A 19,737-nucleotide genomic window follows, 5' to 3' on the forward strand; every position below is an offset into this window, starting at 1 on the left:
CACTATGGACAAGCAACAACCCAAACGCCCAGTCACGCTCAAGGACATTGCCGCCGCAACCGGGTTTTCCATCAATACGGTTTCGCACGCGCTCAAGGACCGCGAGGACATCTCCCTTGCAACGCGCGAAACCATCAAGGAAACGGCCAAAAAAATGGGATACGTCGGAAACGCCTCCGCGCGGTTTCTGCGTTCCGGCGTCAGCAAGCTGATTGCCATCATTCTCGGCGACCTCTCCAACCCGCATTTTTCCATCATGGTCAAGGAAATTGAGACCTATTTTCGGCGGGAAGGGTATGTCTCGTTTGTGATGAACACCGACGAAAAGTCCGATGTCGAACGGCAGGCCATCCTGACGGCGGCGGAACGGAATGTGGACGGCATTTTAATTTGCCCGACGCAAAACAGCCGGGAAAATCTCGCCTGCCTTCGGAGCACCGGAATTCCCTTTGTTCTGATCGGGCGCCGGTTTTTGCAGGAAGACTGCAGCTATGTCGTCTGCGACGACGAGCACGGCGGCTATATCGCCGCGCGCCATCTGCTTCGGCTCGGCCACCGGCGGATCCTCTTTTTAAACGGCCCGGCTTCGATCTCCAGCGCCCGGGAACGCCGCGACGGCTATCTGCGCGCGCATCGGGAGGCTTCTGTTCCTGCGGATCCCGATCTGCTTGCCACAACGCCCGTGACGCTCGGCAACATCAGCGTTGACGGCATCGGGGAAGCCGTCCTGCAAAAAAAGGCCACCGCCATTCTTGCCTTCAGCGATCTGATTGCATTCGAGGCCATCACCGCGCTGGAGAGGCAGGGCATCCGGGTGCCGGAGGAGATTTCGGTGGTCGGATTTGACAATATTCAGTCGAAATATCCCTTTCCCGTGCTGCTGACCTCGGTCACGTCCTCCAAAACGACCATGGCGCGCAGAGCATCCGCGCAGCTGCTCCGGCTTCTGCGCGACCGCACGCTGCCGCCGGAACAGCTGATGCTCACGACGCAGCTTGTCGTCCGCGAAACCTGCGCGCCGCCGAAACCGCAGCCGAAATAGACGGAACAGACGGGCAGGCGCACCCATCCGGCACGCGCTGCTGCTCCGGCTTCTGCGCGACCGCACGCTGCCGCCGGAACAGCTGATGCTCACGACGCAGCTTGTCGTCCGTGAAACCTGCGCGCCGCCGAAACCGCAGCCGAAATAGACGGAACAGACGGGCAGGCGCACCCATCCGGCACGCGCTGCTGCTCCGGCTTCTGCGCGACCGCACGCTGCCGCCGGAACGCCCAAAATAGCGTCCAAGCCGCCGCTCGAAACGGAAGGATGCAGTGCGCGGTCTTTATGAGGCACACCGCTTTCGAAAGGCTCCGCCGCAGGGGCTATCCCACCGTTTTGCGGGTACATTTCATCGCATGCAGCCTTTGCAAACCGCCGCCGTAAAGCAAAAAACAGGCTCGGACGCGCGCCGGGCCGCAAAAGGAGGAGCAATTTCATGGAACCCTTCTGCATCGAACCGGCAGTCCCCGAAGAGCTGCCAAAAATTCTGGAAATTTACGCCGCTGCGCGCCGTTTTATGGCGCAGACCGGAAACCCGACCCAGTGGCAAAACGGATATCCGCCGCAAAAGCTGCTCGCAGCCGATATCGCGGCAGGGCAGCTCTATGTATTAAAAAGAGACGGCATCCCCCGCGCCGCGTTTTGGTTCTCAATCGGCGCGGATCCCACTTATCAAACAATCGAGCAGGGCAGCTGGCGTTCCGACACGCCGTACGGCGCGGTGCACCGGATCGCAAGCGACGGCACCGAACACGGCGTACTCCCGAAAATTCTCGCGTTTTGCCAAAAGAAAATCGGCCATCTGCGAATCGACACCCACGCGGACAACCGCGTAATGCAGCATCTGCTCTGCAAAAACGGGTTTCAGCGCTGCGGCATCATTCATCTGGAAGATGGTGCCCCGCGAATTGCATACGAACGGCTTCCCTCGGACGCCGTACAGCCCGGCTGATCCCGGGCTGTTTCTTTTTTCTGACAAAGCACACCGCGGGCGGCTTCTCCGGATGGTTTCACCGGAGGGCGGTACCGGGGCGGATTTTTTTTGGGTTGGGCTTGCCGACTTGCCTGTCCCGAAGCCGTTTGTTTTGCGTTTTGGCTATCCCGGAGACGCATCTGTCTCGGGTTTGTCTTCCCTGGCGCCCTGGTTTCGGCTTATCTACCTGTGTTTTGTCCGTCTTCGGCACGTCTGTTTTGCGCTTTGTGTCTCAGGCTTTGTCCGCCGCCGACCCGGCTGTTTGGGCCTTCCCTGTCGGCTGCCTTCGGCGAAGCTTGTTTCAGGCTTTCCGATCTCGAACCTTGGCTGTTACAGCTTGTGCCTGTTCCAGATTTTCCTCTTGACAGCAAATCGGAGATTTTGTAAAATAAATCCATACATTAACGTTAATGCTGTACAGTTCAACGGAACCGCACAGCTTCTCAAAGTTTGAAAAAAGGATGATGAACCGATGACCGAACGAATTGCCCGGATGCTCCACGCAGTCCGCAGCGGCGCGCACCACGTCTATCGCCGCGAAGTTTCCTTCCAGAGCGCCGAAACCTTTGCCGGCGTCTCCCCGACCCGGCGCGTTACCGAGCGTTTAAAGGAAGTTCTCGCCGCAGAAACGCCGGTTTTGCTGCCCGACGAGGCCATTGTCCTGACCCGCACGGTCAAAAATCTGCCGCCGATTTTCACGGAATCCGAATGGGCGGAGATTTCCGGAAGCCATTTTATCCACGAACAGGGCCGTGTCTGCAACCTTTCGCCCGACTATGCGCGCGTGATCCGCAACGGGCTGGATTTTGAACGTCAGCAGGCGGTTTCCATGCTGGAAGGCGCCGATGCCGCGCAGACGGAGTTCCTAACCTGTGTCATCGAATCGATCGACGCGATTCTTGCTTTCTCCGAACGCTACCGCAAGGCCGCAGCCGACGCCGGAAACGAAATCGCCGCCGACTGCTTGTCGCGCATTCCGCATCAGGGCGCGAAAACGTTCCGGGAAGCACTGCAGTTCTTCCGGATCCTGCACTTTTCGCTGTGGTGTGAAGGCGAATACCACAACACGGTCGGCCGCTTTGATCTTGATCTGCTCCCCTATTTTGAGGCGGACCGCAAAGCCGGTCTTCTCGACCGCGACTCCGCGCTGGAGCTTCTCGAAGAATTTTTCCTCACCTTTAACCGGGACAGCGACCTGTATCCGGGCATCCAGCAGGGCGACAACGGCCAGAGCATGATGCTCGGCGGCGTGGACGCAGACGGCAAGGCGGTCTATTCTCTGCTTTCGGAGCTGTGCCTTGAAGCCTCCCGGGAGCTGAAGGTCATCGACCCGAAAATCAACCTGCGCGTCAACCGCAATACCCCGATTGCAGTCTACGAAACTGCAACCCAGCTGACCAAAGCCGGACTCGGATTTCCGCAGTACGCAAACGACGACGTGGTCATCGAGGGCCTTGTGCGCAAGGGCTATGATCTCGAAGACGCCCGCAACTACGCGGTCGCGGCTTGCTGGGAATTTATCATTCCGAAAGTCGGCATGGATATTCCGAACATCGCCGCCGTCAACTTCCCGAAACTCGTCGGCGACGCGGTGCGCGAAGATCTTTCCGGCGCAGCAGATTACGACGCCTTCTACCGCGCGTTCCGGGAACGTCTGTTCCGCGAATGCGAAGCGATCAGCGCCTCGATCCATGATCTCTATATGATTCCCGCGCCGCTGATGTCCCTCTGCATGGACGGCTGCATCGAACGCCGCCGGGATATCTCTCTCGGCGCCAAATACAACAACTTCGGCTTCCACGGTGTCGGCATCTCGACCGCGGTCGATTCCCTGGCCGTTGTCAAAAAGTGCATTTTCGAGGAGCATTCGCTCACCAAAGCGCAGGCCGTCGCCATTGTCAGCGGTGCGGAAACCGACGACGTGCTATTGACCCATCTGCGCTATGAAGAGCCGAAATTCGGCGACGGAAACGCGCTGACCGATGATATCGCCGTCCGGGTCTTTTCCGATTTCGGCGACGCGGTCGAACCGCTGCGCAACGAACGCGGCGGCTGTATCCGCGCGGGCACCGGCTCTGCAATGTTCTATCTCTGGTGCGCCGCAGACGTTGGAAATGCGCTCAGCGGCCACCGGAAAGGCGAGGCGTTCTCCGCCAACTACGCGCCGGAGCTCTTTGTCAAAAACCGCGGCCCGCTCTCGGTGATCCTGTCGCTGACAAAGCCGGATCTTAAAAAGGTGCCGAACGGCGGACCGGTCACCATGGAATTCCACTCCACGGTATTCCGCGAAGAGGACGGCATCCGCAAGGCAGCCCAGCTTGTCCAGCAGTTTATCCGGCACGGCGGACACCAGCTGCAGCTCAATTCCGTCAACCGCGAAACGCTGCTCGACGCACAGCGCAAGCCGGAAAATTATAAAAACCTGATTGTCCGCGTCTGGGGATGGAGCGCCTACTTTACGGAGCTTGACCGGGAATATCAGGATCACGTCATTTCCCGTCAGGAATTCGTGGTTTAACCGGGCGGTCGGCAATCCGCTGTAATCCACAAAGAAAAGAGGATTCTCGTGGCAAAAGGCATTGTCTTTGACATTAAGGAATTTACCGTTCACGACGGGCCCGGCATCCGGACGACTGTATTTTTGAAGGGCTGTCCGCTCCGCTGCCTGTGGTGTCACAACCCGGAAGGCATGGACGTAAAGCCCCAGCTGATGATTCCGCAGAACGGCTGTCTGCACTGCGGAAAATGCATGCGGCCGTGCAGCCATCCGGAATGCGCACCGTTTTCGCGCTGCACCAAAATCTGCCCCAAGGGGCTCGTCAAAATTGCCGGAAACGAAATGGATTCGGAGACGCTTGTCGCGCAGCTTCGCGAACAGGCGATGTTCTTTGAGGACGGCGGCGTTACGATTTCCGGCGGAGAACCGACCATGCAGCCAACGTTTCTCTTTGCCCTGCTCGACGGGCTTGCGGGCATCCACACGGTGGTGGAAACCTGCGGGTATACGACGCCGGAGATTTTTCAGACGGTCGTTGAAAAGGCCGGAACCGTGTATCTCGATATCAAGCACATGGACTCTGCCGTGCATAAAAAGCTGACCGGCGTGCCAAACGAGCGCATTCAGGCAAACCTTTCGTATCTGATCGGACAGGAAAAGCCGTTTTTGGTTCGGATGCCGCTGATTCCGGGCCTCAACGACGATGCTGAAAACCTTTCCGCCCTTGCCCGGCGGCTATCCGGCGCCAAGGCGCTGCAGCGCGTGGAATTTCTCCCCTACAACCCCTTTACCGGCGCAAAATACGCGATGGCCGAAATGCCGTTCCAGCTTGCGGAGATTGACGGCCATTCCTATAAGCCCAGCATTCCAAACGAGGCGTTTGCAGCGGCCGGTGTCCCCTTCGCCGTCTTGTAGCGGATTTTCGGCGCGCATATGCGCGCATGGACGCGCGGTGATTTTTTGCGGGTCAGGCCGCATTCCAGGCCTGCGTGAACGGTCTCGAGCGGCTTTTCGCGGAGTCAGGCGCGGTCAGCGCAGCACTTTCGCCGTGCTGCCATCTTAAATTTCTGGGCTTATCAAAACAATCAGGTTATATGCCGTTATGTATTGTCCCGAAAAGTATGCAGTATTCGGGACGAAAATCCGTTGTATGCTGAATTGTATTGCTTTGCCAATCGCGCGAACCCGAAAAATTTTGATTCTGCACGCTGGCAAAACCGGTTCCAAACGATGCGTTTTTGCGAAAAATCCCGAAATCTCAATTTCTTTCCAATCCAAACGCAGGCCTGCACATTGCGGGTCTGCGTTTTTTGCGCTCCGGTTCGTTTTTCGGTTTGGCGTTTCACCGGACGCTCCGACGCTTTGCGCCGTTTTTTCGGAACCCGTCCGTCTCCGCTTTTCATCCTGTGCCGGATATGATAAAATGAAGAAAACGTCTCATGCCGGAGGACTTTATGGACATCTGGATTTCTCTTGCGGTCTCTTTGGGCGCGCTTTGCCTGCTGCTGCTCGACGCGACCGGCGTACTCGATCTGCTGCGCCCGGTCGGTCTTTTCTTTTATCTGCCGATTGCGATGAACGCGGTCGGCATCTATGCGCTGCTCATCGCCGCCGGGTACTTTTCCGGCATTGTGCCGATTCTCAGCGGGGTTCTTTTTGCGGTACTGCTGCTTTATCTCGGGGTTCGCCTGCAGATTGTGCCGGCACGCGCAAAACCGGACATTCCCAACCGCCTGCGCGCGTTAAACGGCGGCGCACGCCTGCTCGGCGCTTCGCTTTACGCCTCGGTCTTTCAGACCGGATTTTCCGTCTGGGTCATCGTCAAGATGGTGCAAAAGCAGCTGCCCCTTTTGCCCTGGATTTTCGATCTTGTACTCGCCGCCGGGCTGCTCCTGCTTTTGTTTTTCAACGGCCTTTTGCGCGTGCTGATCCTTTCCCGCCGGCTGAGCGTGACGCGCCGGGTTCTGACGGCGCTCTTTCTCTGGATTCCCGGCATCAATCTGGTTCTCTGCGCCGGCACGTGCCGCATTGTCCGCCAGGAATACGCCTATCTCTGCGAAAAGGAAGCGCTTTTGCGCACACGCCCGGAAAACACACTCTGCGCGACGCGCTACCCCCTGCTGCTCGTACACGGCATCGGGTTTCGGGACTTCCGTTTCTGGAATTATTGGGGCAGAATCCCGCAAACGCTCAAAAAGAACGGCGCGGTCCTGTTTTACGGCAATCAGGAAGCCCTCGGCACCGCCGCTGACAACGCCGCCGACATCAAAGCCCGGATTTTTGCGATTTTAAAGGAAACCGGCGCCGAAAAGGTCAATATCATCGCGCACTCCAAGGGCGGGCTTGATGCGCGCTATGCGATTTCCCGGCTCGGAATGGCGCCCTATATCGCTTCGCTGACCACCATCTCGACGCCGCACCGGGGCTGCCGGTTCGTGGACAGTGCCTGCAAGCTTCCCGACGGTTTTTACCGCTTTGTCGCCGGCCTTTTTGACCGAACCTTCCACCGGTTCGGAGATCGATCCCCGGACTTCTACACAGCCACGCGCCAGTTTTCGACTGCCTACAGTGCGAAATTCAACGCGGAAACACCGGACGACCCCGGCGTCTACTATCAAAGTTATGCCTCGGTGATGCGCGCCTGGTACAGCGATCTGCTGCTCGCGGTTCCCTATCTCCTCGCAAAAGCGTCGGGAGGCGCAAACGACGGGCTTGTCAGCGTCGAATCTGCAAAATGGGGTCATTTCGAGGGCACGTTTCAAAACTGCCGCGCGCGCGGGATTTCCCACGGGGACATCATCGATCTCAAACGCCAGGACTATCGGGAATTTGACGTGCAGGAGGCCTATGTTTCGATCGTTTCCGTGCTCAAAAAGCGCGGGTTTTGACACGCGTTTTTGTGTTACAGCGTCCTGCTTTCGAAAGAAACCATTTCATTTAGAAAGGAGCCATAACAATGGAGGATTCCATTTTTTTAAGGCGCATCAGCCTTGCCAGGACACCGGAGGATTATACGGCGGCGCTTCCGGTTGTCCGGGCGCTGCAAAAATCCGGCGGGCTTTCATTTTCCGCGCCGGTCACCTTTTTTGTCGGCGAAAACGGAAGCGGAAAATCGACGCTGCTCGAGGCGATTGCCGTGGCATCGGGCTTTAATCCGGAGGGCGGCAGCCGGAATTTCTGCTTCTCGACGAATGAAACGCACGCCGCGCTCGCTGAGGAGCTCCATCTGGTCCGCGGTCCAAGACGCGCGCGGGACGGCTATTTTCTGCGCGCGGAGAGCTTTTACAACGCGGCCAGTTACCTCGACGAACTCGATGAGATTCCGGCATACGCGCCGCATCTGCTGGATGCCTACGGCGGAAAATCGCTGCACGAACAGTCCCACGGCGAGAGCTTTTTCTCGCTGCTTCTCCATCGGTTTGCCGGCGGCGGGCTCTATCTGCTTGACGAGCCGGAAGCCGCGCTTTCACCGCAAAAGCAGTTTGCGTTTCTCTCGCGTTTGCACGCGCTGGTGCGCGCAGGCTCGCAATTCCTGATCGCGACCCACTCCCCCATTTTGAGCGCCTACCCGAACGCGGAGATTTTTGTTCTGTCGGAACAGGGCATTCAAAAGACGCCCTACCGGCAAACCGACCCCTACATTCTGACGCGTGAATTTTTAAACGCACCGGAGCACATGCTCTCGATGCTGCTTGCTGATCCGGACTAGCCGGGCTCAAAAGCGCGCTGAGTTTCCCCGTTTTTATTACTGCCGGCTTTTTCTTGCCTCTCTTTCCTCGGATTTCGCACGAATTGATATTATATGGAGCAGACAGGCAAAAAAGAACGAGCTTTTCTAAACTCGTCAGCAGGACCGAAAACAAGAGGACACCAGGACACCGTTTCGCAAGACGCATTTTCTTACTTTGGGACAACCGTAAAACGCGGCCGTTTTCCAGCAAAATGCCCTCGTTTTCTGCTGTATGAAACTTCTGCTGCATCCGAAAAAGCGGATATAAGCCGATAAAAAATTCCCAGATGCCGCAAGTGCGGGCATCTGGGAATTTTTGGTTTTTTCGATATTTAAAATCGATTCGGGTTATTCCGCTTCGAACGCGTCTTTGCCGAGTCCGCAGACCGGGCAGACAAAATCCGCAGGGACATCTTCCCATTTGGTGCCCGGCGCGATGCCGTTCTCGGGATCGCCGGCGACTTCGTCATAAACATAACCGCAGGGGCAAGCGTATTTCATCACAAATTCCTCCCGGTTCTTAGAAATATCTCTTCAGCAGACCCGCAAAGCCGCAGCCGTGACGGGCTTCGTCCTTCGCCATCTCGTGGACGGTGTCGTGGATCGCATCATAGCCGAGCTCTTTCGCGCGTTTGGCAAGCTCAAATTTGCCGGCGCAAGCGCCTTTTTCTGCTTCTGCGCGCAGTTTGAGGTTCGTCTTGGTGCAGGGCGTTACGACCTCGCCGAGCAGCTCTGCGAATTTTGCCGCATGCTCTGCCTCTTCAAACGCATAGCGTTTGTAAGCTTCTGCGATCTCCGGATATCCCTCGCGCTCTGCGACGCGGCTCATCGCGAGATACATGCCGACTTCCGAGCACTCGCCGTTGAAGTTCGCAACGAGACCCTCGTAAACGTCCTTTTCGACGTCTTTCGCGATACCGACGACATGTTCGGTCGCATAGGATGCGTTGTCTTCCTGAACCTCTGTGAAGCTGGAAGCAGGCGCTTTGCACTGCGGGCACGCTGCCGGCGGATTTTCTCCCTCATAGACATACCCACAAACCTTACATACAAACTTTTTCATTTTCTTATCCTCCTTAAAAATATGATTTTGGATTTTTTATTTTCTAAGCGGAAATCCGCTTATGCACTGGATGTTGATTCCGTTTTGGCAAGGCAGTCCTTGCAAATGCCGTGGAAGGTCAGCAGATAGGAGATCGCCTCTGCGCCGTATGCCTTTCGGATCTCGGAAACGGCGCCTTCGTCGCAGCCGACGCCGTCGATGTCGATCATCGCGCTGCACCGGTCGCAGACAAAGTGCGTATGCGGCAGGACGTTTCCGTCAAAGCGCTCCTGCCCGGCCACAACGCCCACGCTCGCGACCTTGCCCTCCGCTTTAAATGCGGCGAGGTTGCGGTAGACCGTTCCCATGCTCAGATCGGGAATTTTGGGTTTGAGCTGCAGATACACCCATTCGGCGGTCGGATGACTTTTGGTGGAGCAGATCACGCGGTAGATCTCTTCGCGTTTGTAGCTGTATTTCTTTTGCCGCTCCATACCGAACGTCTCCTTTCGCGTTTTGTAATCAATAATGATTACTGTTATTATTATAGCGGGTGCTTTCGCATTTGTAAAGTCTTTTTTGAAAAATATTTTTGAATTTTTCAAAGTTTTTTGCAAAGAGGCCTTCTGCCGCAACCAAGTCCCCCCAGCGCGCAGAACCATCCTCCGGCTTCACGGCGCGAACCCAAGCGCCGGATGCCGCAGGCGGCAGCAGCGCTCGGCGGCATCGGAATCTGCACAAAGCACAAAAGGCACGGCCCTCCCGCACAAGAGACGCGCCGGAAGAACCGGGAACCCGAAGTGCTTTGCAAAAGGCGTGGCGTGCCTGGCCGCCGCGCTGGAGCACGGAGCCGGAACGTGCCGTCAACGCCAGCATTAAAAAACACCCGAGCCGGAGAACGCCGGAACCGGAAAGCGCCGAGGCCGGAAAGTGCCGGAGCCGGAAAGCGCCGGAGCCCGGAAAGCGCCGAGGCCGGAAAGTGCCGGGGCCGGAAAGCGCCGGAGCCCGGAAAGCGCCGGAGCCCGGAAAGCGCCGAGGCCGGAAAGTGCCGAGGCCCGCCGGGGCCCGGAAACCCCAGCGCGCAGAACCATCCCCGGCTTCACGGCGCGAATCCAAGCACAGGATGCCGCAGCACATCCGATAAAATCGAAAGTGTGAGACTTCCCCCACGCAAAAGCTCCCTCCAGACAGCCGAATCGGCTGAAGGAGGGAGCTTTCTGACAGAACACAGAATATGGAAGCGTGTTTTTAAAATTCATGCCGGACACAGGATTCCGGCGCCGCAGGCGGCAGATTTCAAAGCACTGCTTGCGCGAAACTTCTTTCAGCGAAGCAGACCGCATAAAACCGGAAAAGTCAAATTTTAAACGGATTCGGCAGCACGCCGCCACACAAATTCCGACCAAATCGCGGTATCGATGCGCGGCGTGCGGACGCAGCCAGCTTCGGGTCCGGCAGCATCCCAGACTGGCCAAATTCACACGGGCACATAAAATCACATGCAAAAGGCACGCGCATCACACGCTTTGTCAGGCCTTGTCATGCCTGTCAAGCAATGCCGCGATCTCAGGAAAGGGCGCGACACTGCGTTTTAAGATGCCGGTCATATAGGCAATCAGGATCCCGTAATTCGTCACCGGGACGCCCTGCGCCTGTGCGCGCTGCAAGCGGGACTGCATTTCGCGTTCATTGAGCATGCACCCGCCGCAATGGACGACCATTTGATAAGAAGAAAGATCCTCCGGAAACTCCGTGCCGGAACTGAACACGAACTCCGGTTCGCACCCGGTATGCTTGCGGATCCAGCGCGGAAGCTTCACAGTGCCGATATCATCGCACTGCCGGTGGTGCGTACAGCCTTCGGAGATCAGGATCCGGCTGCCGTCCCGAATTGTCTCAATTGCGCGGGCGCCCTGCACCGCAAGCGCGAGATTGCCCTTATACCGGGCAAACAGAATCGAAAACGACGTCAGCGGAATCTCCGGCGGCGTATCCTTAGACACCTGCGCAAACGCCTGGCTGTCCGTAATCACAAGGCGCGGCGGTTTGGAAAGAGACGCAAGCGCTTCCCGCAGGCCGGTTTCCTTCACCACAACCGACACCGCGTCCGCATCGAGGATATCGCGGATCGTCTGCTGCTGCGGCAAAATAAGCCGTCCTTTCGGCGCGGCGGAATCGATCGGCACCACCAAAACCACAAGATCCGACGGCGACAGCAAATCGCCGACAATCCTGCGCTGCGGCGCGTCCGAGACCGAAAGATGGGCAATCCGTTCCTTGAGTTCCCGGATGCCCTCGCCGGTTTTGGCGCTGACCAGAACCGCATGCTCGGCGTCCGAAATCTGCGGCTGCGTCTGAAGCAGATCGCTTTTATTATATGCGATGAGATACGGGACGCGCTTTACGCGGAATGCTTCAAGGAGCGCTTCATCCTCCGGCGCCATACCGGTTTCGGCGTCGACCACCAGCACCGCGACGTCGGTTTTTGCAATCACCTGGCGGCTTTTTTGGACGCGCAATTCGCCGAGTCCGCCCTCGTCGTCGATGCCGGGGGTATCAATCACCATCACCGGGCCCATCGGCAACAGCTCCATCGCTTTATAGACCGGATCCGTCGTCGTCCCCTTGACAGCCGAAACAATGGCGAGATTTTGTCCGGTCACTGCGTTCACGACGCTCGATTTGCCCGCATTCCGGCGTCCGAAAAAGCCGATATGCACGCGCTCTGCAGAAGGCGTATGATTTAAGCTCATGGCAAACCCTCCTTTTTAGAACCGGAAATCGCGGCTTCCGAATTCGATATCCTTGAGATTTTTCAGCACAATCGCCCGCACCTTTTCCTTCGGCACATTGAAAACCTCCTGGCCGATCAGGGCTTCGCCGATCTTTCTGGTCTCCGGAGAAGCATAGTCCATGAGGTATTCCTTGAGCGTCATCAGCGCGTTCGGGTGACAGCAGTTCTGGATCTGGCCGCTCTTGCACAGGCTCATGAACCGGTCGCCGGTTCGGCCTTCACGGTAGCAGGCGGTGCAGAAGCTCGGGATATATCCCAGCTGCATCAGCCAGCGCACAACCTCGTCGAGTGTCCGGCGGTCCTCCACCTCAAACTGCGCCGAGGATTCCTCCTCCGGCTCCGGCTCGTCATAGCCGCCGACGCTCGTTCTTGAACCGCCGCTGATCTGGGAAACACCGAGATGCAGCACGCGCTCGCGGCATTTCTGGCTCTCACGGGTGGAAATAATCATGCCGGTATACGGCACCGCCACGCGGATGCACGCGACAATCTTCGCAAAGGTATCGTCATCGATGCCGTTATCGAACGTCGAGGGATCGATATCATCCGCCTGCCGGATGCGCGGAACGCTGATCGTATGCGGACCGACGCCGAACGCGGCCTCGAGATGCTCTGCATGCATGAGCAGACCGGCGAACTCATACCGGTACAGCTCCAGTCCGAACAGCACGCCGATGCCGACATCGTCGATGCCGCCCTGCATCGCGCGGTCCATGGCCTCGGTGTGGTAGCAATAATTGTGCTTCGGTCCGGTCGGATGCAGCTTTTCGTAGCTTTCTTTATGATAGGTCTCCTGAAAAAGGATGTAGGTGCCGATTCCGGCATCGCGCAGCTTGCGGTAATTTTCAACGGTGGTGGCGGCGATATTGACGTTCACCCGGCGGATTGCACCGTTTTTGTGCTTGATGCTGTAAATCGTGTTGATGCAGTCAAGGATATATTCGATCGGATTATGGACCGGATCCTCGCCCGCCTCGATAGCAAGCCGCTTATGCCCCATGTCCTGCAGCGCGATGACCTCCCGGCGGACTTCCTCCTGCGTAAGTTTTTTCCGCGGAATATGTTTATTTTTGGCGTGGTACGGACAGTACACGCATCCGTTGACGCAGTAATTGGAGAGGTAGAGCGGCGCGAACATCACGATTCGGTTGCCGTAAAAGTCCTTTTTGATCTGTTCCGCAAGTCCATAGATCGCCTGGTTGCGGTCCTCAAGCTCACAGGCCAGCAAAACGGACGCTTCGCGGTGGGAAAGGCCCTTGCGCAGACGGGCTTTTTCGAGGATGGAATCGATCAGCTCCGCATTTTGGGCGTTTGCTTTCGCATAAGCCAGCGTGTCCAAAATTTCCTCGTGATTGATAAATTCTTCGGCTTTCATGGATTTTGCGTCATACTTCGGCATGGTGATTTCTCCTTTTCTTTCCGGTCAGGCGGCACGCGCCTTTCCTGTCAGATTATTTCATGAATTTGATCGATGGATTCTTTTTGGTTTTTTCCGGGCACGTTTCATCGTAACAGCTTTCGCTGCCGAACAGGTCAATTAGAAAGGACGGTTTCGGTAGTTTTACAGCAAAGCGCAGGTTCTTTTTTCGTTTTCGAAAATTCACTTTACGAAAATTGAGAGGGTCCTTTTTTGCGGCCTCAGCTTTTCTGCGCCTGCAGCCGAAGCAGCGGCGCGTTTCGGCAAAGGAAATTCGGAACGGTTCCATTGCAGCCGCATTGCGGCAAACCCGATTTTCGGGGACTGCCTGTAAGCGGAGGAAAGGGCTTGTGCAGGCGAAACGCCGGACAGAACACGCAAGCTTTCTGTGCAAATGCGGCTTATTCCGGGTTCCGGCAATGCGGAATTTCATGGCTTTGCGAAAACGCAGCGCCCGTAGGATCCGAAAGCCTCTTCGGTCCGCGCCCGCAATCGGCTGACGGGAAGCTTCCCTGCGCGCCGCGCTGGAAAAGCGCCGCTTTTCCAGCCGGGCCGGACGCCGCCCCGGCGGCGTCCGGCAGCACTTTTTCAAAGTGCGGCGGCGCGCAGGGCTCATGGGCTTTCCGCAGGCTTCCGTTAAACCGCAGGATCCCCGCGGCCGACAACCACCCGATAGCCGGCGGACGCCATCTGCTGCTTCAGGCGCTCGAGGCTTTCGGCGGCCTCCAGCCCGACAGCAGCCTTGCCGTCATAGAGCAGATATTTCCCGCGGTTCTTCTCCGGAGAAAGATTCGGCATCACGACATTCGCACCGGCCAGAATCCCGCGGACGCGCCCGGTCGGGTCGACGCTTCCCAGCGCCGTCGTAGCGGGCAGCAGCACCTTCGGCAGCAGCAGCCTTGTCAGCGCCAGCATCCGGAGAGAAAGCTCCAGCGAACCGGCGGGTTCTTTGGCAAACGGCGTGTCGTGGTGCGGCAAAAACGGGCCGATTCCGACCATCTGCGGCTTTAATTCCTGCAAAAACAGCATGTCGTCAGCCAGACATTCCGCTGTCTGTCCGGGCGAACCCACCATAAACCCGGCGCCGACACTGTACCCGAGCGTCTTGAGCGTCCGAAGGCAGTCCTGTCTGTGGGTAAAAGAAAGTTCCGGCGGGTGCAGCCGCGCATAGTGCGTCCGGTTGGCGGTCTCGTGCCGGAGCAGATACCGATCGGCGCCGGCTTCGCGGAAACGCGCGTAGCTTTCCGGCTCTTTTTCCCCCAGAGAGAGCGTCACGGCGCAGTCCGGATAGCTGCGCTTGATTGCGGAGACGATCGACACCACGCGGTCGTCCGTAAAATAGGGGTCTTCCCCGCCCTGCAGGACAAAGGTCCGAAAGCCGAGCCGATAGCCGGTTTCGCAGCACAAGAGAATGTCCGATTCCGGCATCCGGTAGCGTTCCGCGTGCGGGTTGCTGCGCCGGATCCCGCAGTACAAACAGTCATTTTTACAGTAGTTGGAAATTTCAATCAGACCGCGGATGTAAACATCCCGCCCGTAGTGCCGGTGCCGCACGGCGCGCGCCATCTCGAACAGCAGCTGATCTGTTTCCGGCGTACTGTCAGCGATGAGCGTAATCCAGTCTTCCCTTGTGAGGGAGCCGCCTTCCATGAGGCGTTTTAGCAAGATATCCATCGGCTTCACACCTTCGAATAGACCGCTTTGGAGCTGACCCCCGGCAGCATGCCGAGTTTGCCGGAAAGCGCGCTGATGACATCCGACGGCGCATCGACTGCGACGCTGATGATGTTAATGTTTTTCGCCCGGTAGGGAATCCCCATCCGGCCGATAATATACTTGCCGTACTGGTGCAGGATTTCGTTGAGCGCATCCGCAGAAGCATAATCCTCCACAATAATGCCGATCATGGCAACTCTGGTGTCCTGCATCGAATCTTCCCCTTTCAAGATTTACACGAAACTGCAAAAAAGCGCGCTCCACTGCTGGAGCGCGCTCAAAAAATCCCGGATTTGCGGGCGCCTTCCACGCAGGAAATTCCTTCTGTGTCAGTGTCGTGTCTGCATTTTTAGAAAACCCGTCCGCTTTCCGGTCGGAAACACCCTGCCCGGTCAGCTTGCTGGTTCTTTATCTGTAGTATACCGCATTTTTTGCTTTTTGGCAAGTCAATTTTTGAATTTTAAGAACAATTCTTATTTTTAGAATCGACCTTCTTCTTCCATTTTCCGCGCCGCGCTGCAATATCGCCGGTAATACGGCTCCAAAACGGCGTGCCGGCTCTCCGAAGGCGTATAGATTTTGGAAAACCCGGCGGACATGCCCGTCTGCGCGTCCGAAAGCGAAGCATAACAGCCCGCAGCCGTTGCCGCCGCCATCGCGGCGCCGAGCGCACAGGCCTGCGGCGCGGCGCAGATCCGGATCGGTCTTGCCAGGACATCCGCCATCAGCTGCATCACAAACGGAGATTTCCCCGCAATGCCGCCGAGTGCATAAATTTCCGAGACGGAAAGCCCGTTTTGCAGGAACGAATCGAAAATCCGGCGGGATCCGAACACCGCCGAGAGCGCAAGCGACTGATACACCTGCACCGCGCTGCTGCTGAGCGTCAGCCCGAACATCGCGCCGGTGGCCGTCTCGTCAATCCCCGGATACCGGCGGCCCGCAAACCAGTCGAGCGTCAGGAGGTGCGGATCCCACGGCGCGGTCTGTGCCGCCCGGTCAAGCTGGGAAAGCAGCGCCGCGCTGAGTTCTGCCGCCGCTGTTTCGGAAATCCAAGGCCGCGCAAAGTCCTGTGCAAGCGGCCAGGAAAGCAGCCGCCGATACCAGGAAAACAGGTCGCCGAACGCAGCCTGTCCCGCCTCTACACCGACATAGCCGGGCAGAATGGACTGTTCCGCCTGTCCGCAGATGGTCCCGAGCCGTTTTCCCTTCAGCAGCTCCGGACGGGTCACCAACAGATCCACCGTCGAGGTTCCCAGCACCTTGACCAGCGTGCCCGGCGCAATCCCGGCGCCGACCGCACCGGCGTGCGCGTCAAAAGAGCCGGTGCCGACCACCGTATCCGGCAGAAGCCCCAGCCGGTCGGCCCATTCGCTGCAGAGCGTCCCAATTGCCGTCCCGGCGGCTTCCGGCGCGCGGAAAGTTTGGGCGATTCGGCAAAGATCGGGATCCAGCATAGAAAGCCGCGCCGCATCCGGCAGCCCGCCGAACGCGGAATGCCAGAGCGCCTTGTGGCCGGCTGCACAGGCGTTGCGGTGCAGCGTCTGCGGCCGGGTGTTGCCGGTCAGGACACCCGGGATCCAGTCGCTGTGCTCCACCCAGGAGCACAGCCGTTCCCGGATGCCGGTTCCGTTCCGGAGTGCGCGCAGCAGCTTTGCCCAGTACCACTCCGAGGAATACACGCCCTGATACTGTGTATAATCGACCGCGCCGCCCTTTGCCAGGGCTGCGTCGAGTTCTTTGGCTTCCTGTACGGCAGAATGATCCTTCCACAGCCAGAACATCGCATCCGGATTTTCGGAAAACTCCGGGTACATTGCCAGCGGCACGCCGTCCGCGTCGACCGGCGCAGGCGTCGAGCCGGTTGTATCGACGGCGATCCCGCAAACCCGCCGGCATGCATCCTTACCGGATGCCTCCAGCGCCTGCCGGACGCAGGACACCAGCGCGTCGAGAAAATCCTGCGGGTGCTGGCGGAAAATCTGGTTTGCCGGGTCGCAGCAGCACTGGGCCTTCCAGCGCGGATATTCCGCGGCGCCGCTTCCAAGCAGCGCGCCCGTCCGGCTTTCCACGACCGCCGCGCGGGCGGAATCCGTTCCGAAATCGACGCCGATTGCATACGTTCTCATAGAGCTTCCGCCTCCAAGCTTTCTCCGGCCATCTGCAGCAGCGCGGCTTCGTCCAGCACCGGAATCCCGAGGCTTTCCGCTTTGGTCAGCTTGCTGCCCGCCGCCTCTCCGGCCACCACATACGTCGTCTTTTTCGAGACCGAGGACGCGGCCTTGCCGCCGAGCCGCTCAATGATCGCCGCCGCCTCGCTGCGCGCCAGGTGCGGCAGCGTGCCGGTCAGAACAAAGGTCATGCCGGAAAAACGCCCTTCGCCCGATGCTTCCGGCTCTCCGGAAAGGGTCAGCCCCGCTTCCCGCAGCCGCCCGATCAGGTGCCGCGTGCCGGAGAGCGAAAAGAACTGCGTCGCTGCCTGCGCCATGATTTCGCCGTAGCCGTCGATGGCGGCGATCTCCTCTGCGCTGGCCGCCAGGATCTCGTCGATGCCGCCGAATTTTGCACAGAGCAGCTTTGCGGCCTTCTGCCCGATATGGGGAATGCCCAGCGCAAAGATCAGGCGCCAGACCGGGTTTTGTTTGGAGGTTTCGAGCGCCGCGATCAGGTTTTCGGCGCTCTTTTCGCCCATGCGTTCCAGGCCGGAGAGCTCTTCCCGCGTCAGCGCGTAGAGATCGGCCGGCGAATGCAGCTTTCCGGCTGCGACAAGCTGTTCGAGCACCGCCGGACCGAGTCCGTCAATGTCCATCGCATCGCGCGAGGCAAAATGAATCAGATGCCGCAGAAGCTGAGCGGGACATTCGGGATTCGTGCAGCGCACAGCGGCCTGGCCTTCTTCGCGCGACGTCCGGTTGCCGCAGGAGGGACAAACTTCCGGAATCCGGAACGGCACGCCGCCGGGCGCATGCGCCTTGACTGCGACAACCTCCGGGATGATCTCGCCGGCTTTGCGCAGGATGACCCGATCGCCGACGCAGATGCCCTTTTCCGCGATAAAATCCTGATTGTGCAGCGTCGCGCGGCTGACGGTCGTTCCGGCAAGCAGCACCGGCTCAAACACGCCCGTCGGCGTCAGAACGCCGGTCCGTCCGACGTTGATTTCAATCTCGAGAAGGGTCGTCTCTTTTTCCTCCGGCGGATACTTAAACGCCTCCGCCCAGCGCGGAAACTTCGCCGTGCTGCCGAGCGCTGCCCGGGCGGCAAACGCATTGACCTTTACGACCGCGCCGTCGATGGCGTAGGGCAGCGTGCCGCGCATCTCCCCGATCTTGCGGATCTCCGCGATGGCCTCGTCGATTTCGCGGCAGGTGCGGTAAAACGGCGGAACGGAAAATCCGAGCGACCGGAGCAGCTCCAGGGACTCGTCGTGGCGGGAGACCGTCTCGCCCTCGATGCGCTGGATGTTGAACACAAATATGTCGAGCTGCCGCTGTGCGGTCACGCGGCTGTCCTTCTGGCGCAGAGACCCGGCCGCCGCATTGCGCGGATTCTTCGGGATCGGCTTTTCGAGGTCCTCCTGCATCTCACAAAAGCGCAGGAACGACTCGTTCGACATGTAGACCTCCCCGCGCACCTCAAGGAACGGAATGGGACGCGAGAGCGTTTTGGGCACCGAACGGATGGACCGGATATTTTCCGTGACATCCTCGCCGGTCAGGCCATCTCCGCGCGTAGAGCCCCGCACATAGACGCCGTTTCGGTATTCCAGCGCAACCGAAAGCCCGTCGAACTTCGGCTCCACCACATATTCGATGTCCGGCGCGGTTTCGCGCACCCGGCGGTCAAAATCCCGCAATTCGTCCTCGGAAAAGGAATCGTGCAGGCTCTCCAGCGGCACCTCATGCGCAACCGGCGCAAAGGTGTTGCGCGCCGGGCCGCCGACCTTCTGGGTCGGGGAATCCGGCGTGCGCAGCTCCGGAAACTGCGCTTCCAGCGTCTCGAGTTCCCGATACATTCGGTCGTAGGTAAAGTCGTCGATCTCCGGCGCATCCTCGACGTAATATTTTTCGTTGTGATATCGTAATTCTTTTGTGAGCGCTTCAATCCGAAGCCGGGCTTCCTCTTTCTGCAAGACAGAACACAGCCTTTCCTAATAAAATAAAATCAAACGGATTCGATCCTTCCATATCAAGACTTGATAAAAAACGGACGCCTGCACATCCGATCGCCGGGGAACCGGGTTGTCCGGCCGAACCGCAAAATCTTTTGCGTCCGGATGAAAAAGGGCGGCAGGCCCCTATCCTGGCGGTCATGGAACCCGCATCCGCAAATTTTCTTCTCCGCCGGCGCCGACGGCATTTTTTTATAGTATAGCATTTCCCAAGGGCGGCGCGCAATGCGTTTCCCGGTTTTCGGCAAAGAAACCCGATTCAAAAGGCCGGCGGCCGCACCCTGCCGGTGCATGCGTTCGCACCCGCCGAAACGCAAAAAAGCACTGTGCGGGCAACCTTCCGGCAAGGCACGTC

15 protein-coding genes are annotated in these 19,737 nt (G+C 58.4%); 6 read left to right on the forward strand and 9 right to left on the reverse strand.

Going from position 1 to position 19,737, the window contains the following annotated elements; genetic code table 11:
- Positions 1–4 precede the first annotated feature (4 nt).
- The 6 genes from IAG03_RS03890 (at position 5) to IAG03_RS03915 (ending at position 8,221) form a co-directional block, all read left to right on the forward strand.
- A complete protein-coding gene (locus IAG03_RS03890) occupies positions 5–1,042 on the forward strand; it encodes a LacI family DNA-binding transcriptional regulator (RefSeq protein ID WP_249318502.1) in 1,038 nt (345 codons plus the stop codon).
- 436 nt (positions 1,043–1,478) lie between these two features.
- A complete protein-coding gene (locus IAG03_RS03895; RefSeq protein WP_249318503.1) occupies positions 1,479–1,994 on the forward strand; it encodes an N-acetyltransferase in 516 nt (171 codons plus the stop codon).
- 493 nt (positions 1,995–2,487) lie between these two features.
- Positions 2,488–4,533: a pyruvate formate lyase family protein gene (locus tag IAG03_RS03900; RefSeq protein WP_249318504.1), complete on the forward strand. Its 2,046-nt coding sequence runs from the start codon at positions 2,488–2,490 to the stop codon at positions 4,531–4,533.
- A 48-nt stretch (positions 4,534–4,581) separates the two neighbouring features.
- A complete protein-coding gene (locus IAG03_RS03905) occupies positions 4,582–5,427 on the forward strand; it encodes a glycyl-radical enzyme activating protein (RefSeq protein WP_249318505.1) in 846 nt (281 codons plus the stop codon).
- 539 nt (positions 5,428–5,966) lie between these two features.
- Entirely contained in the window at positions 5,967–7,400 is a 1,434-nt protein-coding gene (locus IAG03_RS03910) for an esterase/lipase family protein (RefSeq protein ID WP_249318506.1), read from the forward strand.
- Positions 7,401–7,468: 68 nt separating this feature from the next.
- Entirely contained in the window at positions 7,469–8,221 is a 753-nt protein-coding gene (locus tag IAG03_RS03915) for an AAA family ATPase (RefSeq protein WP_249318507.1), read from the forward strand.
- A gap of 369 nt (positions 8,222–8,590) precedes the next feature.
- On the opposite strand, the gene IAG03_RS03920 is transcribed toward IAG03_RS03915, so the two are convergent.
- The 9 genes from IAG03_RS03920 to ligA all read right to left on the reverse strand — a co-directional run bounded on the left by IAG03_RS03920 (position 8,591) and on the right by ligA (position 19,343).
- On the reverse strand, positions 8,591–8,743 hold the full coding sequence (locus tag IAG03_RS03920) for a rubredoxin (RefSeq protein ID WP_249318508.1): 153 nt from the start codon (positions 8,741–8,743) through the stop codon (positions 8,591–8,593).
- A 19-nt stretch (positions 8,744–8,762) separates the two neighbouring features.
- Positions 8,763–9,305, reverse strand: a complete 543-nt coding sequence (locus IAG03_RS03925; RefSeq protein ID WP_249318509.1) for a ferritin family protein — start codon at positions 9,303–9,305, stop codon at positions 8,763–8,765.
- A gap of 59 nt (positions 9,306–9,364) precedes the next feature.
- Positions 9,365–9,778 (reverse strand): Fur family transcriptional regulator, encoded by a 414-nt coding sequence (locus tag IAG03_RS03930; protein WP_249318510.1) that lies wholly within the window; start codon positions 9,776–9,778, stop codon positions 9,365–9,367.
- A 1,035-nt stretch (positions 9,779–10,813) separates the two neighbouring features.
- Positions 10,814–12,037, reverse strand: a complete 1,224-nt coding sequence (hydF, locus tag IAG03_RS03935) for a [FeFe] hydrogenase H-cluster maturation GTPase HydF (RefSeq protein ID WP_249318511.1) — start codon at positions 12,035–12,037, stop codon at positions 10,814–10,816.
- Positions 12,038–12,052: 15 nt separating this feature from the next.
- Positions 12,053–13,477 carry a [FeFe] hydrogenase H-cluster radical SAM maturase HydG gene (gene hydG, locus IAG03_RS03940; protein WP_249318512.1) on the reverse strand — a complete coding sequence of 475 codons (1,425 nt, stop codon included), beginning with the start codon at positions 13,475–13,477 and terminating at the stop codon, positions 12,053–12,055.
- 654 nt (positions 13,478–14,131) lie between these two features.
- Positions 14,132–15,169, reverse strand: coding sequence for a [FeFe] hydrogenase H-cluster radical SAM maturase HydE (gene hydE / locus IAG03_RS03945; protein ID WP_249318513.1), 1,038 nt, complete (start codon positions 15,167–15,169; stop codon positions 14,132–14,134).
- Positions 15,170–15,174: 5 nt separating this feature from the next.
- Positions 15,175–15,423: a TM1266 family iron-only hydrogenase system putative regulator gene (locus IAG03_RS03950; RefSeq protein WP_249318514.1), complete on the reverse strand. Its 249-nt coding sequence runs from the start codon at positions 15,421–15,423 to the stop codon at positions 15,175–15,177.
- Positions 15,424–15,690: 267 nt separating this feature from the next.
- On the reverse strand, positions 15,691–17,340 hold the full coding sequence (locus tag IAG03_RS03955; RefSeq protein ID WP_249318515.1) for a ribulokinase: 1,650 nt from the start codon (positions 17,338–17,340) through the stop codon (positions 15,691–15,693).
- Positions 17,337–19,343 (reverse strand): NAD-dependent DNA ligase LigA, encoded by a 2,007-nt coding sequence (ligA, locus tag IAG03_RS03960; RefSeq protein WP_249318516.1) that lies wholly within the window; start codon positions 19,341–19,343, stop codon positions 17,337–17,339. Before ligA ends, IAG03_RS03955 begins: the two co-directional genes overlap by 4 nt.
- Positions 19,344–19,737 lie beyond the last annotated feature (394 nt).

Origin of the sequence: Yeguia hominis (genome assembly GCF_014384705.1) — a bacterium.
GTDB classification, from domain to species: domain Bacteria; phylum Bacillota; class Clostridia; order Oscillospirales; family Acutalibacteraceae; genus Yeguia; species Yeguia hominis.

Excerpts from the sequence above, each read along its gene's own strand:
- hydF (WP_249318511.1), bottom strand. The coding sequence starts at position 12,037 with ATGAGCTTAAATCATACGCCTTCTGCAGAGCGCGTGCATATCGGCTTT.
- hydG (WP_249318512.1), bottom strand. The coding sequence starts at position 13,477 with ATGCCGAAGTATGACGCAAAATCCATGAAAGCCGAAGAATTTATCAAT.
- IAG03_RS03955 (WP_249318515.1), bottom strand. The coding sequence starts at position 17,340 with ATGAGAACGTATGCAATCGGCGTCGATTTCGGAACGGATTCCGCCCGC.
- IAG03_RS03915 (WP_249318507.1), top strand. The coding sequence starts at position 7,469 with ATGGAGGATTCCATTTTTTTAAGGCGCATCAGCCTTGCCAGGACACCG.
- IAG03_RS03910 (WP_249318506.1), top strand. The coding sequence starts at position 5,967 with ATGGACATCTGGATTTCTCTTGCGGTCTCTTTGGGCGCGCTTTGCCTG.
- IAG03_RS03900 (WP_249318504.1), top strand. The coding sequence starts at position 2,488 with ATGACCGAACGAATTGCCCGGATGCTCCACGCAGTCCGCAGCGGCGCG.
- IAG03_RS03890 (WP_249318502.1), top strand. The coding sequence starts at position 5 with ATGGACAAGCAACAACCCAAACGCCCAGTCACGCTCAAGGACATTGCC.
- IAG03_RS03925 (WP_249318509.1), bottom strand. The coding sequence starts at position 9,305 with ATGAAAAAGTTTGTATGTAAGGTTTGTGGGTATGTCTATGAGGGAGAA.
- IAG03_RS03930 (WP_249318510.1), bottom strand. The coding sequence starts at position 9,778 with ATGGAGCGGCAAAAGAAATACAGCTACAAACGCGAAGAGATCTACCGC.
- hydE (WP_249318513.1), bottom strand. The coding sequence starts at position 15,169 with ATGGATATCTTGCTAAAACGCCTCATGGAAGGCGGCTCCCTCACAAGG.
- IAG03_RS03895 (WP_249318503.1), top strand. The coding sequence starts at position 1,479 with ATGGAACCCTTCTGCATCGAACCGGCAGTCCCCGAAGAGCTGCCAAAA.
- IAG03_RS03950 (WP_249318514.1), bottom strand. The coding sequence starts at position 15,423 with ATGCAGGACACCAGAGTTGCCATGATCGGCATTATTGTGGAGGATTAT.
- IAG03_RS03920 (WP_249318508.1), bottom strand. The coding sequence starts at position 8,743 with ATGAAATACGCTTGCCCCTGCGGTTATGTTTATGACGAAGTCGCCGGC.